This is a genomic window from Parasphingorhabdus sp. (assembly GCF_039982415.1).
Lineage (GTDB): Bacteria > Pseudomonadota > Alphaproteobacteria > Sphingomonadales > Sphingomonadaceae > Parasphingorhabdus.
Genome location: NZ_JBDWYL010000007.1, coordinates 1 through 16,179, shown reverse-complemented (window position 1 = coordinate 16,179; position 16,179 = coordinate 1). Strand labels below are relative to the sequence as shown.

The following is a 16,179-nucleotide window of genomic DNA, read 5'->3' as shown; positions in this document are numbered from 1 at the left end:
TACAGCTGCAAATTAGAAAATTTCAAATATTCCACAAGGATTTAGCAGTTCGCTCGCAAAAAGATAGAGCAGTCCAAAATCGCTGTTGATGAGCGACAGTGGATCACCATCATGCGGTTTTGCTGTTCGACATTGTTCGAGCAACTCATTAAGCTTTTTCCTTTGCGCCAAAATCAGGAAATCCTTTTTGCCTTTAGCCCATATTATTCTGACCGCTGCGATCCTGATCACACTGGCGACATCGCTGTTTCTGGTTTTTCGCTATCGGCATATACGATTGCACGGCGCGCAACCCAGCAATCTGGTTGCGTTTACGGCGATCCTATTTACCTCCGGCTTAGACGTCGGACTGATCATGTTTCCGCTTACCGAATTTCCGGTTTATGCCAATGAAGCACCTTATAACTTTACCAATCCATTGGCGATAGAATTTGGGTTTTGGGGATTTTTGGTCTGGGGTTTTTACTTTCTCACCACATTTTATTTCAGTGCCATAGAACCGCGACTAAAATTGTTCGAAATTGGGTGGGTCGCGATGATCAACAATTTTGTCATCGTTGCCACATGTGCTTTTACCGGATTTCTTTTTCTCAGCTATTTGCCGGACTATATTGCCGACATTTCACCTCTTGCGCGCTATTCCTTGGTGGCTTTTGTGGTGCTTGGTGCAGTTTTGTCGAGCACGGATATCCGATATGTGAAATGGCTCAGTTTCGGATCTTTTGCCCTGTTTCTGTTTTTGATTCTGGGCATGATGATTGCGACCAATATGGGTCCCGCAGAGGTGATCACAACCGGTCAAAATCTTGGCGGTTATTTTGGCCATCTCGATAAGTTTGTGAGTCCCTTATCCGACTATCACGCCTTTTACCTGTTCTGGTGGTTCGCATGGAGCATCATGATCGGCCAATTTGTTGCGCGGTTTCTCGGCGGCATCAAACCTTTGCAGTTGCTCATTGCGCTCTTGATATTGCCGTCGCTTCCGATTGCTATGTGGTTTTCTGTTCTTTATTATGTGCACAGCCAGGACATTATATTGTCCAGCATTCTGCAATTTTCGATGGTCGCTGTCGGTATTGTTTTTGTATTGAATTCGCTCGATTCTCTCACCCGCCTTTATTCCGAAAACTTGAATTTAACCGTCGAAAAACTAGGGATACCGCTTTATGTGGCTGGGCATTGGACTTTGCTGTTCGGATTGATTTTGCTCTACCAGTTCACACCCTTGAAAATTGAATGGATTGGTATGGTCGTTATCGGCCTGTACGGCAGCGTCTATTATCTGGTTTTCCGGCGCAAGGAAGCGCTGATCGGACTCATGCAAACAGGATCTCCCATTCATGACGAGTAACAAAACAAGCCAATGGGATTTTATCATTGTCGGTGCCGGGTCTGCCGGCTGCGTGCTGGCCAATCGCTTGTCTGCCAATGGGCAATATCAAGTGTTGCTCTTGGAGGCGGGGGGAAGTGATAAGAATATATTGGTTCAAATGCCGACCGCCCTTTCTTATCCGATGGCATCGGATACCTATAATTGGGGCTATTTTAGCGACCCGGAACCGGCCTTGGATGGCCGCCAGATTAGTTGCCCGCGCGGCAAGGGTTTGGGAGGCACGTCTTCGATTAACGGAATGGTCTATGTGCGCGGGCATAGTTGTGATTTCGAAGAGTGGGAAGAATCGGGTGCCGAGGGTTGGAATTATGCCCATTGTCTGCCCTATTTTCAGAAAGCGGAAACTTGGCAATATGGTGCGGATGCCTATCGCGGAGGTGATGGGCCTTTAGGTGTTGGCGGCGGCAATAACATGACGGGCAATCCGCTCTATCAAGCCTTTATCGATGCGGGCGTTGAAGCCGGTTACCCGCATAGCAAAGACTATAATGGCTATTGCCAGGAAGGCTTTGGTGCGATGCACATGACCGTGCGCGGCGGTTTTCGTGAGTCGACCTCCCGGGCTTATCTCGATCCCGTCAAGAAAAGGCCGAATCTGACAATATGGACGGGTGCCCATGTTGATCGATTGCTAATGGATGATCAGCGGGCGGCAGCAATCCGGGTGGAACGCAATGGCCGTACCGTTGAACTGTTTGCAAATCAGGAAATTATACTCTCGGCTGGTGCGATTGCGTCACCGGCTTTGCTGCAGCGCTCCGGTATCGGCGGCAAGAAGGTGTTGGACGCGGCTGGGGTAAAACAGACACATGATCTGCCCGGCGTCGGCGAGAATTTACAAGACCATCTGGAAGTCTATTTTCAGTTTCATTGCAAGCAACCGGTCAGTCTCAACAACAAGCTGGGCTGGTTTAGCAAGCTGCGCATCGGAATAGAATGGGTCCTGTTCAAAACCGGTCTGGGGGCAACCAACCATTTTGAATCCTGTGCCTTTATCCGATCAGAAGCAGGGCGCAAGTCGCCGGATATCCAATATCATTTTCTCCCCGCAGCGATGCGCTATGACGGAACGCCATCCCTCAAAGGCCACGGCTTTCAAGTGCATGTTGGTCCCAACAAACCGAAAAGCAGGGGCCATGTTCATATCACATCTGCTGATCCGTTGGCCGCGCCGAGTATCCTCTATAATTATATGGAACATCCCGACGATGTTGCGATTTGGCGCCGATCTATTCGTCTCACAAGAGAAATTATCAACCAGTCGGCGATGGATGATTTTCGGGGTGACGAGCTGCAACCAGGCGCAGAGATTGAATCGGATCTGGCGATAGACCAATGGGTGAAGGACAATGTCGAAAGCGCCTATCATCCTTGTGGGACCTGCAAAATGGGATCGGCCGATGATCCTCAGGCCGTTGTCGACAATAGCTGCAAAGTCATCGGATTGGATGGACTACGCGTGGTTGATGCATCAGTATTTCCAACGGTTACCAACGGCAATATCAATGCGCCGACGATCATGGTCGCCGAGCGGGTGTCGGACATGATTTTGGGAGAGCCATTATTGCCGCCTTCAACCGCGCCGAGCTGGATTGATGAAAACTGGGAATCTCAGCAGCGTCTCAACCCACCGCAACGGGGGTGATAAGAAGGGAGCAGCCAAGGCTTGCTCTGCGCCCTGGCTTTGTTTTCCTCCTCGCCAAAATTACGCGGAAAACCCCGCAAAGCGCGCGGCAAATGGTTCGGGTTCCAGCCCGGCAACATTGGCCACAAAGCTGATCGTGCTGTACGTTCCGATGAGCGCCAATATTTCCAATTGCTCCGCTTTGGTCCAATCATTTTGAAAATCGCATAGTGGTTTTTCTTCTAGCGAACCTGCAGCACAAAGCTGATCAATAGCCGTGACAAGGCGGTGTTCTTTGGCGGACCAGATATCTGAGTTTTCCGCATGAGTAGCGGCAATATGGTCGGCGCTGAGCTTGGCCGCTTTAGCGAAAATCGCGACATGGACACCCCATTCATATTCGCAATTGCGATTGGCTGTTGTGCGCAAAATTACAATTTCTCTGGTTCTTAAAGACAGCGGACTGTCTCGATCCAACAAGTTGGGGACAGCTTTTCGGAGAAAGCGTTCACTGTTCGCAAATGTACGGAACAGGGTCAGAATATAGCCATTTTGCTGCGGATAGTTGGTCAATAGTTTGGCGATTTCTGGATCAAATGGAGGATCAAGCGGTTGCAACGGGTTGGACAAGAGAGACTCCTATGCTACTAATTATGTAGCAATGATATGCGCTACAAATAGTGTAGCGTCAAGCGGAGTATACAATATGACAAAATTACCGGGGCAAGCGGTTCGGGGATCCACCACCGGGCGTCCGGTCATGGTGATCATGGATGTTCTCGGGAAACGCTGGACGCTTCGCCTGCTCTGGGAATTGAACCGACAGGGCCCCGGGACGTTTCGCGAACTTCAGGCTCGATGCGAAGATGTTTCGCCGACATCCTTGAACAACCGCCTAAAGGATCTCCGCAATCTCAATCTGATCGAAAATGGCGAGCGCGGTTTTGTTCTTACTGAACATGGTCTCGCGCTCTCGGCTTTGTTGGCGCCTTTGGATCAATGGGCTAATGGCTGGGCCAAGGCCACTACTCCGCCATAGCCAATTGGCAACCTGGCCGTGCGCTCGCTTGACTCATATTCCACTATTGTCATATATATGCAACTAGTGGAATAAGGGAGAGAGCGATGGCGCTGAAATATGCTATTTTGGTTTCTTTGTCCGAAGGGCCGAAATCCGGCTATGACGTGGCCAAGCAATTTGACGAAAGCATCGGCTTTTTCTGGCGAGCACGTCATTCGCAAATTTATCGAGAAATGGGCAAGCTGCGCGACAATGGACTGGCCAGCGCTGAAGAGGTTCCGCAATTGGGCAAACCCAATCGCATCGTGTTCACTATCTCCGATGCAGGGCGCCAAGCGTTGCGGCAATGGTCATTGGAACCTTCTGAACCACCAGAGTTAAAAGACCATTTCTTGGTTCAGTTATATGGAATTGAAACGATAGATATTGAGGGCGTTCGTCAAAATCTATTGCGCCGGATCGAACGGCATCAGGACCGTCATGCCGAATATGTCATGAAACATAAGTTGCTCGAGAACAGCCAATCGCTATCTGATGTGGGAAAGCAACTGGCTTTAGAAGTCGGTATGCGTTGGGAATGGGAATGGGTCGACTGGTGTACGCAGGCATTGGAACGCCTCTCGCCTGAAGCCGTGGCCAAGATGACAAATATTGTTCCATTTGAACAAGCAGGAGACCGATAATGCTGAGCGAAAAACGAAGGGTATTGCTGGTGCTGAACGGCGTCGGGCTGCTAATTTCGGCTGCATTGAGCGGATGGCTTTATTTCTTTTTCCTGCTTGGTGCGCTCGACCTTTGGCCGTTATTCACCGACATACCGGTTGAAATAGGCGGTGACAGGCGGGCTTGGAATATGGCCCATTTGGAAGGGATAACAAACGGGTTAATCCTTATCGCACTCGCGGCGGCCGCACCTTTTGTGCAATTGGGACCCAAGGCCCAAACCTGGCTTTTCTGGTCATCTTTGGTTTATGCTTGGCTGTTCACTTTGCCTGCGATAGCCAATGCTATGTTCAGTACTAGGGGACTGGAATTTGGCGGCGGACCCTTTCCCGGCGATGTGACCATCAATAATATTATCTATCTGTTTGGCTGGCCGCCCATTATCGCCGTCCATATTGGCTTTGGTCTGTTCGCATGGGGGGCATGGAGAAAATATGTGTCGCTGGGGACAGAATCATGACTGCGCAGACAAAAACAGATCATCCAGAATCGGGCGGCATCGTCGTGCGGGCCATTCCTTTTTCTTTTGACGAAGATATCAATCCGGTCTGGCATCCGCTGCGGCCCGAATGGAGTCATATGGCCAATGGCGCTTCGCTTACCATGCCTTATCTCGAACCATTTTTGATCAAGACCGTCCGCGAAGCTTTGAAAAATGCCAGCAACCAGCAATTGAAAGAAGATGTGCACGGCTTCATGGCTCAGGAAGGCAATCACTTTCAAAATCACCGGCGATATAATGAGATTTTGAAGCGCCATTATCCCGATCTCTCCGATGTTGAAGAAGAGATGGCCGAGGATTATCGGAAGTTTCAGAAAAAGAGCCTGCGGTGGCGGCTGGCTTATTCCGCTGGTTTCGAAACCATGACCATGGGCATGACGGAATGGTTGATCGAAGAAAGACGGGATTTGTTTGGCAAGGCAGATCCATCGGTTTCATCGTTGATCCTTTGGCATATGGTTGAGGAAACCGAGCATAAGAATGTGGCCTATGACCTTTATGAGGATCTTTACGGAAGCTATTGGCCACGCAGTTGGGGCCTGATCCGCGGCAGTTTCCATGTCGCATGGTCGAGCCGCAAAGGCTATATTCGGATGCTCAAGCGCGATGGGTTGTGGAACAAGTTGGGCAGCCGTTTGAAAGTCTGGCAGATGGTTATGCGTTTTCTGATCAAAGCGTCTCCAGCCATGTTTCGGTCGCTGGTTCCCGGCTATCACCCGAGCAAGGTGCAAGACCCGATTTGGGTGTCCCGCTGGACCACTGCTTATGCTGACTTGCCGGAAAATATGATTCCGCTTCTCAATACAACCGATCCCGATATCCCAGCGCAATTTGTGCAATAATTCTGACGGACCACGTGCAATCTGCTTATGGTGATGTCAGGCTGTCCTTTGTGCAGCGTCCATAAGGATTGGGAATAGCGATGAAATTGAAAGACACCTTATATGAAGTCCGTGATCGTGTGGCGACGATTACGCTTAATCGGCCGCATCGCGCCAATAGCTGGAACGGCAGGATGCACACAGAATATCGTTATTTGCTGCAGCAGGCCGATCAGGATCCCGATGTCGGAGCGATTATTGTCACCGGTGCTGGCAAGTTTTTCTGTGTGGGTGCGGACACCAATATCTTGTCAGAATTTACGGAGTCTGGCGAGTATAGCTCGGGAACTGGTCCTGATCTTGTCATGCCGGGATCAGATGAAATTCCGACCTTCTTGCACGAATATGTTTATCATTTCGCTTTGTCCAAACCGGTTATCGCGGCAATGCCGGGTCCTGCGGCTGGTGTTGGATTTGTTCTCGCCTGTTATACCGATATCCGCTTCGCCGTGCCCGGTGCTAAGCTAACCACAGCCCACGGTCCGCTTAACTTGCCTGCAGAATGCGGGTTATCTTGGTTGTTGCCACGTCTGATTGGCAGCGCACGTGCAACGGAATTGCTGCTATCGAGCCGAAAATTTCTAACCGACGAAGCTTATCAATTGGGCTTGGTCCATCGGCTGGTCGAACCGGAGGCGTTAATGGATGAGGCCCAAGCATATGCCAGAGATTTAATCACCAGAAATTCACCGGAAAGCCTGCGTCAGACCAAAAGGCAAATCTATCTGGATTGGCACCGCGATGTTGGTACGGCAACCCGAGAGGCTGGGGATTTGCTTCAGACTATGGTCGGGCAACCGGATTATAAGGAAGCCATTTCTGCCTATTTGGAAAAGCGCACCGCGCGATGGTCGGGTCAGAAATAAGCAAGCGGTAAGCGATTATATGATGGACGTTTCAGCCGGTTAAACCGTCGGATTTTTTGGGTTGGCCACGGTAGAGAATTTTGGCGAACACCCATCCACCAAATCCCCCAGCCAGCATCTGGGATAGGAACCCAAGCGCAGAACGTGCCCCACTAATCGGAACCGTTTGAAACATGATATACATTAAACCCAATGCCACGCCGATGCCCGCGGCTCCTGCAATAGGATAAGCGGCACGCGACAGCTTCGGTAAAAACCGCTTCAATATCGCTGCGATCAGAAAAGCGAGAAGAAAAGCCACTAGGATGATCACCAAATAGGCACCCATATTAGAGATATCAAACATGGTCATATTGAATCGGTCACCGAAACTTATGGAAACCGGATGGGCATTCATAACAAATTGCGAATTGAATATTGTACCCAGAATATAAGCCGCGACACCGCCTCCCAGCAGGCCTAGCAAAAATCGAAATGTCACCGCCATTGCTTTTCTCTCCATTTGCCTTCAATCCTATCCAGATTGTCAGATCGATCAAGTCCAAGCAGAGCCGGCAGGCTATTTTGTCAGGTTGGCAGAACGATCAAATGCCATAAGGGGCAAAAAATGCGTAAAAGTTTATCAATCACTTTTCTATTGATTTTCAGTGCTTTGATGACTTCTTGTAGCAATCAAGGGGCCTCGACATCTGGTGAGAAGACCAGTCAACTTGCGGACCGGGTCGATGCTGCGCCGATAAACTATCGATTGGAAACCGTTGCTGATGGATTGGATTATCCCTGGTCATTGGCCTTTCTTCCTGATGGCGGCTTTCTGGTTACCCAACGTACTGGAAAATTGCTGTATATTGGAGAGGATGGAAAAAAGCAGACGCTTATCGACTTTAACGCGGCTCAAGGATTGGCTGCGGTTCATTCTGGACCGGGAATGCAAGCGGGTTTGTTTGACGTGGTTCTACATCCCGATTTTGCCAATAATGGCTGGGTTTATATTTCCTATGCTGCGAAACAAGCGGACGATAAAAACACGCTCGTGTTGATGCGTTTCACTTATTCGGATAGCGCAAATGGACCACAGCTGGGTCAAGCCAAGCGACTATTTTCCGCCGCACCGGCCCGCATCCAAGGCAATCACTATGGTGCGCGGATCATATTCATGCAGGACGGAACATTGTTGATGCCGATCGGTGATGCTTTTCATTTTCGGGAAGAAGCGCAAACGCTCGACAATCATTTTGGCAAAATAGTGCGTTTGAACGATGATGGCTCGGTGCCTGGCGACAATCCATTTGCCGGTCAAAAAGATGCCCTGCCTGAAATATGGTCCTATGGTCACCGCAATCCGCAGGGCATTATTCTTGCTGCCGACGGCCGTGTACTTGAAAATGAACATGGCCCAGCGGGCGGCGACGAAATTAATCATATCAAGCGCGGTGCGAATTACGGATGGCCGAGTGTAACTTACGCCTTGGATTATTCGGGCGGACGGGTGTCGCCATTTGAGGCGTTGGATGGCACGGAACAGTCACTGGTTCATTTTACACCGTCCATCGCGCCATCTGGTTTTGCCCAATATTCGGGCGATAAATTTCCCGATTGGGAGGGCGATCTTTTCCTGTCGGCACTAGCGTTACGCCATGTACGCCATATTAAAATGAATGCCGATGGATCCTTAGGTGAACAGCAAGAGCTGTTTACCGAATTGGGAAGCCGCTTTCGCGATGTGAGAACCGGACCAGATGGGTATCTCTTTCTGCTGACCGAGGATCAAGAAACCGCCAATAGCAAGATTTTGAAAGTGATACCCAAATAGCAGATTAGGTGAGGGGCGAGAGCAATTCGGGATGGTTGTTGCGGACATTGCCCACATCATTGGACACTGGAATGGCGTCAATCGCGCCTTCATATGGTTGCACCATGGCGCTGGCATCATTCCATGATCCGAGCAACCAGCGAGACAGTTGATCGGGTTCGATCATCGCCGGCAAACGGTGATGGATCGGTTCAAATTCCGGCGTCGCGGCGGTGGTGATGATGGTATAGGTGGTTGTCTCGAGCACGGGATTATCAGCCCAAAGTCCTGCCAATATCATCGGTTTTCCATCCCGGCGTTGGACCTTATGGGCTTGTTTGGACTTGCCTTCGCGTTGCCATTCATAAAACCCCGACACCAGCACCGCACAACGGCACGATCGCAGCAGATTTTTAAACGAAGGCTTTTCGGTCAATGTCTCCGCACGCGCATTGGTCATGGCATAGGACCGGCTGCTATCTTTCGCCCAGGTTGGGATCAGACCCCATTGCATCGGCTTTAAAACAGTTTGTCCGCTTTCCCATATCGCGACCGGCATCATATGCGTGGGCGCGATATTATAATTGGGCTGCAGGTTCGATGTCGGTTGAACAATATTGAGCATGTCATGATATTCCGCCCAAGTGAGTTCTTCGCTGGCATATTTACGGCCGCACATTGTTGCTTCTTTCCCACAAATTTCGTGGTTTTTCATAAACATTTTTGAGAATGGGAGCCAATAGAATATCGGTGTTGCAATTTTCATCAATATCCTATCAGGCCGTGTTACACAGAATATCGACGCTCCGATGAAAGAAGAATGACCGCATGAAACGCTATGCTATTATCGGCGCAGGTATGATGGGGCGAGAGCATATTAGCAATATTGCGCTTGTTGATGGGGCCGAGCTGGTGGCTTTCACCGATCCCGATGAAGCTTCCCGCAACCAGTCCATGGCGCATGCCGAAAAGGCCGGATTTTCGCCGCAAGCATATGATGAAATCTCTGCCATGTTTGCGCAAGAATCCCTCGATGCGGTGATTATAGCGGCGCCCAATCATACCCATTATGCGATTATGCAAGAGGTGATGCGATATCCCGTGGCGATATTGTTGGAAAAACCAATGTGCACCTCTGTTGACGATGCAGCGGCGCTTCACCGGGCGGCGCAAGATCATCAGCATATGATTTGGATCGGACTCGAATATCGATATATGCCGCCGGTCACGCAATTTGTGGAGCAGGTGCATCGCGCCATAACCGGCCCTGTTAAAATGCTGTCAATCCGGGAGCATCGCTTTCCCTTTCTCGAGAAAGTTGGCGATTGGAATCGGTTTAGCGAAAATACCGGCGGTACACTGGTCGAAAAATGCTGTCATTTTTTCGATCTGATGCGCCATATATTGCAAGATGAGCCCGTGCGCATCTATGCTTCTGGCGGACAGGATGTGAACCATTTGGATGAACGTTATGATGGCCGGCAGCCAGATATTCTGGACAATGCCTATGTGATTCTGGATTTTGCCAAAGGCAGTCGCGCAATTTTGGATTTATGTATGTTTGCAGAAGGGTCGCAAGAGCAGGAAGAAATTTATGCTCTCGGTGATCAGGGGAAGCTGTCCGTCGGCATTCCGTCCGCGCAAATCACTTGGTCGCCGCGTGATCGCAAGGGGCGGACCGTCAGCACTGTTGAGACTCCGACTAGCGCTTTGGAAGCGGGCGATCATCATGGCGCAACCTTCTTTCAGCTGACCAAATTTCACGCGGCCCTCCTGACTGGTGAAAAGGCCGAGATAACGACATGGGATGGATTGCGCTCGGTCGAAATTGGCGCCGCGGCCCATCAATCCATCGAAACGGGTTTGCCGATTATTTTAGACCCACCGGTTCCAGCGAAGGACGATAAATGAACAAGATTCCTGATATTGGTTTTGGGCTGTGGAAAGTGTCTCCACAGGATTGCCGGGATGTGGTTATCGAAGCGATCAAGGCTGGCTATCGCCATTTTGATTGCGCCGCCGACTATGGCAATGAACAACAAGTGGGCGATGGATTGAAAGCCGCATTTGACCAAGGTTTGGTCGCGCGCGAAGATCTGTGGATCACATCCAAATTGTGGAACAGCTATCACCATCCCGATCATGTGGAGGCGGCTTGTCAAAAGTCGATGACCGATCTGGGATTGGACTATCTCGACCTGTATCTCATCCATTTTCCGATCGCGCTCGCCTATGTCCCGATTGAAACGCGCTATCCGGCTGAATGGTTAGTCGATCCTGAGGCCGAAAATCCCGTCATGCAACGCGCGTCTGTGCCTTTGCACGAGACTTGGGCGGCTCTGGAAAAACTGGTCGACAAAGGTCTCGTTCGGCAGATTGGAGTGTGCAACTATATTAGCGGCCTCGTGCACGATTTGATGAGCTATGCCCGCATCAAACCGGCAATGCTGCAAATTGAAGCCCATCCCTATTTGACACAGGAAAAGCTGATCCGTCTGGCCACACAATATGGCATCCCGGTCACTGCCTTTTCTCCTTTGGCGGCCTTGTCCTATGTGGAACTGGATATGGCAGGGCAGGCCGACAGCGTGTTGACCGAAGCGGTGGTTTCGCAAGCCGCTGCGGCCCATGGCAAAACGCCCGCCCAGATTGTCCTGCGCTGGGCGATACAGCGCGGCACCGCGATCATTCCGAAAAGTAGCAACCCGCAGCGCATGCGAGAGAATTTGGCGCTGACCGATTTTGCGCTATCCGAAAGCGAGATGGCAGATATTTCTGCGCTCAACGCCAATCGCCGATTTAACGATCCGGGAGAATTTTGCGAAGGCGCCTTTGGATTGTTCAATCCAATATATGATTAAGGACATGGATATGGATCAGCAAAATTGGGATAACGAACCATTTCCTACCATCACACAGGCGGAAGCTGCCGGAGACTTGTCCGCTTTTCTGGAACAGCAACGGTCTGTCGTTGACGCGCAATTGGCTGCAAGCGGAGCGGTTTTGTTTCGCGGTTTTGCGGTTCCAACAATCGAGGATTTCGATGTCGCCGTCCAGGCTTATGGCGCTGAAAATTTTCCTTATGCCGATTCCTTATCCAACGCGGTCCGGATCAATCTGACTCCTCGTGTCTTCACCGCCAACGAAGCACCGCCCGACACCAGTATTTTTCTGCATCATGAAATGGCGCAAACGCCGATTTATCCCTCGAAGCTGTTCTTTTACTGCAATATTGCGGCGGAGGAAGGGGGTGCGACACCTTTATGCCGATCTGATATTTTGCTTACCAAAATGACCGAAGAAAATCCGCAGCTGGTAGAGGCATTTGCTGAAAAAGGGGTGCGCTACACGCATAGCATGCCAGCACAGGATGATGCGCAGTCAGGGCAGGGCCGCAGTTGGCGGAGCACTTTAGGCGTTGACCAAAAATCACAAGCAGAAATTCGGTTGTCGGAATTGGGATATGCCTGGCAATGGTTGGGTCAAGATGCCTTGCGCGTGACGTCGCCTCGGCTGGATGCCGTACGCACGCTGAGCGACGGGCGCAGGACTTTTTTCAATCAGCTTATAGCGGCCTATCGCGGGTGGGCGGATGCCCGCAATGATCCTGCAAAATCCATTTGTTTTGGCGATGGCAGCGCGATTGATAGCGCCCAAATGCAATCGGCTATCAGCCTTGCGGATGCGCTAAGCTTTGACTTGAAATGGCAAGCCGGTGATGTTGTTCTGGTGGATAATTTTCTCGTTATGCATGGCCGCCGACCGTTTAAAGGCAAGCGCAAAGTATTGGCATCCTTGATCAAATAGGCCGCGCGGATGGCTGGCTTTTTGCCGTCCATGTCCAATAGATAATGTTCGCTAGGACGAGCGAGAAGAGCAGCGAATAAAAGAGCGCGCCGAGGCCATGGCTTGATGCCAGTCCGACCGATGAAAATAACAGGTAGAGCGCAACAACGCAGGAAAAGAGCGTTGCCGCCAAGGGCCTGGCAAAGTGCCAAGGTGTCAAATCGACTTTGGCATTGGGGGTGAACTTCCAAGCGGTTTCTCGCGGCTTCCAAATGCCGCATGCTAGCATGATCGCCACTTCGATAACGAACAAGATCGCATATTGGTGCAGGAAATGCAGCGTGATGACTTCGTCAAACACGAAGCGCAAAAGCGCATAGGTGATGACATGAAAAATAATCACAATTTTGGCACCCAATGCCGGAACACGGTGAGTAAATAGTCCAACAATCACAATCACCACCGTCGGAATATTATAAAAACCAGTGAAAATTCGGATGATTTGCCACAGCCCTTGTTCGGCGAAATAGAGCAACGGCGCGACCACAAAGGAGAAAAGTGCAATAATCACACTGGCGATTTTTGCCGTGCGGACCAAGTCTCGATCGCTGGCCTTTCCTTTGCGCCAAGGTTGATAGACGTCGAGGCAGAAAAGCGTGGCAGCGCTGTTCAACAGCGAGTTAAACGAACTGAAAACTGCACCCAAAAGGACAGCAAGGAAAAAACCTGCCAGATAGACGGGCATGACATCCCGGATTAATCGGGGATAGGCTTGGTCAATGGAACCGAGCGATGGCCCATAGAGATGGAAAGCAATCACGCCCGGGATCATCATCATAAATGGCACCAAGACTTTGAAGAAGCCGGAAAACAGCACACCTTTCTGCCCCTCAGCAAGCGAGGCGGCGCCTAATGTGCGTTGAATGACATATTGATTGGTGCACCAATAAAATAAATTGGCGAACAGCATGCCAGTAAACAAAGTCCCAAAGGGCGTGGGATCATCGGCTTTGCCAATCGCATTGAGTTTGTCAGGATGGTCTTGCACCAATTTGGATAGGCCTTGACCGAATTGGCCATCGCCCAACGCAATCAAGCCCAGCACGGGAACCAATATGCCGATAATCAGCAAACCAATGCCGTTAATTGTGTCGGACACGGCCACAGCCTTTAAGCCGCCAAAAATGGCATAAATTGAACCAATCAGACCAATGGCAAAAACGGTTGTCGCAAGGGCTGGAAAATAGTCCAGTCCCAATAACGCCTGAATATCAAAAAGTTGCATCACGGCGATCGAACCGGAATATAAAACCGCTGGTATGGTGACCAATCCATAGCCAAGCATGAACAAAATTACCGACAGGCGGCGAACATCTGCATCAAAACGGTCGTTGAGAAATTCCGGTAATGTAGTGAAAGCCCCGGCAAGATAGCGGGGCAGAAAGATGAGAGCCATTGCGATGGTCGCCACCGCCGCCGTGACCTCCCATGCCATGCTGCTGAGATTATATCCATAAGCTGAACCGTTCAGCCCGATCAGCTGTTCCGCAGACAAATTGGTCAGCAATAAGGATCCGGCAATAAATGTTGAACTGAGGCCGCGTCCAGCCAGGAAATAGCCGTCTTTGCTATCGACACCGCCGCGGGTGTTGCGCCATGAAATCCAAGCAACCAAGCCCATGAAAAACACACAGCTGGTGAGTGTGATGAGGATATTGTCATTGATCAAATCAGGGGCTCCAGACCGTGCTGATCAAAGATATGGCATTAATTGGAACGCCTTGCCACAGATAGATTATCGGCGCGGTTTCCTCGGATCGAGAATTTAAAGGCGCAATATTCAATCTTCGCTCAATGCAATTTTCATGAGATTGGCATCTAAATTTGAATTGCCGCCAACCGTTATCTCCGCCAACACGAGGACCTGTCCATCGGGTAACAAGGCTAGATGTGATATGGACTCCGAACTTGGCTTTTGCCCCATGGTGACTTCCCACAAGAATTTTCCCTTCGCATCCATACGCAACAGCCACGCATCGCTTTCAGGATCACCAGCCGCATGTTTGATACCGCCAGCCAGAATTCCGCCATCTGGCAACGCCAACAGAGCATTTGCGGCTTCTTTGCCGGCCCCACCCACGTTTTTTTCCCACAATAATTTTCCGTCGGAACTGCCACGCAGAAACCAACCATTAGAATCCTGAATACCCGGAGTGGACGTGGTGCCAGCCAAGAGAAAATCGCCATTGGGCATAAAGATAAAGTCGTTAATGGTCTCATAGCCGGCCCCGCCATAGGTTTTTTCCCAGCGCAATTTTCCATTAGCTTTGAACTTCAAAAGCCATGCGTCGCTTTGACCTGCACCTTTGGATTGGGTTGCTCCCGCTAGATAAAACTGCCCGTCTTCCGCCATGGCCAAAATCGGTGCGCGTTCATATTCCGTGCCGCCAAAGGTTTTGTCCCAAAGAAGGTTGCCCTCTCCATCGATTTTCAAGAGCCACACATCAAAACTACCTGCCCCTTTGGACTCTGTCGCTCCGCTTATCAAAAAGTTACCATCCGGCGTGGCCATGATCGAGCGAGCATATTCGTTCCGCTCACCGCCATAGTTTTTCTGCCACAAAATATTTCCAGCAGGATCCAGCTTGACCAGCCACAAATTGTATCGGCCGTTATTCTCAGAAAACTGATTGCCTAGCATCAGGAAATTGCCGTCGGTCAATGAAAGCAAATCGCGTGCATAGTCTGTATCCGAGTTACCAAAATTTTTCTGCCATAGTAACTGGCCCTGCGCATCCGTACATACCAACCATGCATTGGATGGACCGGTCGGAACGGCGTTTGTTTTGCCGGCCATGAGCAGTCCGCCATCGGGCATTATTGTCCAAGAATGGAGGTGGTCGGCAGCCGTATTGCCATATGTGCGTTCCCAGTTGATCTGAACCAAGTGTGCACGGTTCCGCACGTCCGTATCCGGTATGGTTTCCGTTTCTGACTTCCCGTTCGCGGGGAATGAAGGAGGGACTGGACGCTCGGCCTGCTGTTGTTCACCAGCCAAAGGCTGCGCGATGTTGATCGTTTCCAAAGGGCCTTTGTCAGCACGGCTGGTGCCCAATTGTCCGTCGGCCGCCCGAAGCCCCTGGGGCAGCACCGCGGCGCAACCCAAAAAAAACAAAGCCATCCAAAATATACGCATCCGCAACCCTCATTACGACCAAATAACTGTGAAAACTGAACGACGCCACATGGGCAGCGGTCTCAAATCCTCAGAGATAAATTGGGCCTTAATTGGTTTAACCGGTAACGCGAAGACCCGGCCCATTGCAAGCAGGTTGGGTAAGAACTGACAATTTATAGCCCGCATCGCCAAGAGCCGCTGCTCCCAACAGCAGCAACCAGAAGACCAATAGCCGCTAAATAGCTGTATTATTTGGGCGCTAACGTCCGCTCTGGGCGCAAAAGCGGACATGAATTTAGTGACAATCTATTGAGCCACCAAATTGCAATAGGCAGCCAACCATTCAGAAAACGAAGCAGAGATGGTCTCGGTTGTCCCAAAGTCGTGATCAAAGAACAATATTGGATTTTCAT

General features: G+C 50.5%; 17 protein-coding genes. 11 read left to right on the top strand and 6 right to left on the bottom strand.

Annotation, left to right across the window (positions count from 1 at the left end; genetic code table 11):
- Positions 1-12: 12 nt before the first annotated feature.
- Positions 13-171, bottom strand: coding sequence for a hypothetical protein (locus ABJU74_RS09880; RefSeq protein ID WP_348422566.1), 159 nt, complete (start codon positions 169-171; stop codon positions 13-15).
- Between the two features lie 16 nt (positions 172-187).
- Here ABJU74_RS09880 and ABJU74_RS09875 point away from each other — a divergent pair, with 16 nt between their 5' ends.
- Positions 188-1,351 carry a hypothetical protein gene (locus ABJU74_RS09875; protein ID WP_348384051.1) on the top strand — a complete coding sequence of 388 codons (1,164 nt, stop codon included), beginning with the start codon at positions 188-190 and terminating at the stop codon, positions 1,349-1,351.
- Complete coding sequence (gene betA, locus ABJU74_RS09870; protein WP_348384050.1) at positions 1,341-3,038, top strand: choline dehydrogenase; 1,698 nt, start codon at positions 1,341-1,343, stop codon at positions 3,036-3,038. The genes ABJU74_RS09875 and betA overlap by 11 nt, the downstream gene beginning before the upstream one ends.
- A gap of 60 nt (positions 3,039-3,098) precedes the next feature.
- On the opposite strand, the gene ABJU74_RS09865 is transcribed toward betA, so the two are convergent.
- Positions 3,099-3,647 (bottom strand): carboxymuconolactone decarboxylase family protein, encoded by a 549-nt coding sequence (locus ABJU74_RS09865; protein WP_348384049.1) that lies wholly within the window; start codon positions 3,645-3,647, stop codon positions 3,099-3,101.
- A 76-nt stretch (positions 3,648-3,723) separates the two neighbouring features.
- On the opposite strand from ABJU74_RS09865, the gene ABJU74_RS09860 reads away from it, so the two are divergent.
- The 5 genes from ABJU74_RS09860 (at position 3,724) to ABJU74_RS09840 (ending at position 7,010) form a co-directional block, all read left to right on the top strand.
- On the top strand, positions 3,724-4,056 hold the full coding sequence (locus ABJU74_RS09860) for a winged helix-turn-helix transcriptional regulator (RefSeq protein ID WP_348384048.1): 333 nt from the start codon (positions 3,724-3,726) through the stop codon (positions 4,054-4,056).
- Positions 4,057-4,142: 86 nt separating this feature from the next.
- On the top strand, positions 4,143-4,721 hold the full coding sequence (locus ABJU74_RS09855; RefSeq protein ID WP_348384047.1) for a PadR family transcriptional regulator: 579 nt from the start codon (positions 4,143-4,145) through the stop codon (positions 4,719-4,721).
- Positions 4,721-5,221 carry a hypothetical protein gene (locus ABJU74_RS09850; RefSeq protein ID WP_348384046.1) on the top strand — a complete coding sequence of 167 codons (501 nt, stop codon included), beginning with the start codon at positions 4,721-4,723 and terminating at the stop codon, positions 5,219-5,221. The genes ABJU74_RS09855 and ABJU74_RS09850 overlap by 1 nt, the downstream gene beginning before the upstream one ends.
- Complete coding sequence (locus tag ABJU74_RS09845) at positions 5,218-6,105, top strand: metal-dependent hydrolase (protein ID WP_348384045.1); 888 nt, start codon at positions 5,218-5,220, stop codon at positions 6,103-6,105. Before ABJU74_RS09850 ends, ABJU74_RS09845 begins: the two co-directional genes overlap by 4 nt.
- 80 nt (positions 6,106-6,185) lie before the next feature.
- Positions 6,186-7,010, top strand: coding sequence for an enoyl-CoA hydratase-related protein (locus ABJU74_RS09840; protein ID WP_348384044.1), 825 nt, complete (start codon positions 6,186-6,188; stop codon positions 7,008-7,010).
- A 31-nt stretch (positions 7,011-7,041) separates the two neighbouring features.
- Here ABJU74_RS09840 and ABJU74_RS09835 read toward each other — a convergent pair whose 3' ends face one another.
- Positions 7,042-7,512, bottom strand: a complete 471-nt coding sequence (locus ABJU74_RS09835; protein WP_348422565.1) for a hypothetical protein — start codon at positions 7,510-7,512, stop codon at positions 7,042-7,044.
- 105 nt (positions 7,513-7,617) lie between these two features.
- Here ABJU74_RS09835 and ABJU74_RS09830 point away from each other — a divergent pair, with 105 nt between their 5' ends.
- Complete coding sequence (locus ABJU74_RS09830; RefSeq protein WP_348384042.1) at positions 7,618-8,823, top strand: PQQ-dependent sugar dehydrogenase; 1,206 nt, start codon at positions 7,618-7,620, stop codon at positions 8,821-8,823.
- 4 nt (positions 8,824-8,827) lie between these two features.
- Here the strand turns inward: ABJU74_RS09830 and ABJU74_RS09825 are convergent, their stop codons facing one another.
- Entirely contained in the window at positions 8,828-9,568 is a 741-nt protein-coding gene (locus ABJU74_RS09825) for an SOS response-associated peptidase (RefSeq protein WP_348384041.1), read from the bottom strand.
- A gap of 62 nt (positions 9,569-9,630) precedes the next feature.
- On the opposite strand from ABJU74_RS09825, the gene ABJU74_RS09820 reads away from it, so the two are divergent.
- From ABJU74_RS09820 to ABJU74_RS09810, 3 genes are read left to right on the top strand one after another with little or no spacing between them, the layout of a single operon-like run.
- Positions 9,631-10,713 (top strand): Gfo/Idh/MocA family oxidoreductase, encoded by a 1,083-nt coding sequence (locus ABJU74_RS09820; protein WP_348384040.1) that lies wholly within the window; start codon positions 9,631-9,633, stop codon positions 10,711-10,713.
- A complete protein-coding gene (locus ABJU74_RS09815; RefSeq protein WP_348384039.1) occupies positions 10,710-11,663 on the top strand; it encodes an aldo/keto reductase in 954 nt (317 codons plus the stop codon). Before ABJU74_RS09820 ends, ABJU74_RS09815 begins: the two co-directional genes overlap by 4 nt.
- A gap of 10 nt (positions 11,664-11,673) precedes the next feature.
- Positions 11,674-12,609, top strand: coding sequence for a TauD/TfdA family dioxygenase (locus tag ABJU74_RS09810; RefSeq protein WP_348384038.1), 936 nt, complete (start codon positions 11,674-11,676; stop codon positions 12,607-12,609).
- On the opposite strand, the gene ABJU74_RS09805 is transcribed toward ABJU74_RS09810, so the two are convergent.
- Both ABJU74_RS09805 and ABJU74_RS09800 read right to left on the bottom strand, forming a co-directional pair.
- Entirely contained in the window at positions 12,602-14,317 is a 1,716-nt protein-coding gene (locus ABJU74_RS09805) for a solute:sodium symporter family transporter (RefSeq protein ID WP_348384037.1), read from the bottom strand. The two genes, ABJU74_RS09810 and ABJU74_RS09805, sit on opposite strands and share 8 nt — an antisense overlap.
- 111 nt (positions 14,318-14,428) lie before the next feature.
- Positions 14,429-15,784 carry a hypothetical protein gene (locus ABJU74_RS09800; RefSeq protein WP_348384036.1) on the bottom strand — a complete coding sequence of 452 codons (1,356 nt, stop codon included), beginning with the start codon at positions 15,782-15,784 and terminating at the stop codon, positions 14,429-14,431.
- Positions 15,785-16,179 lie beyond the last annotated feature (395 nt).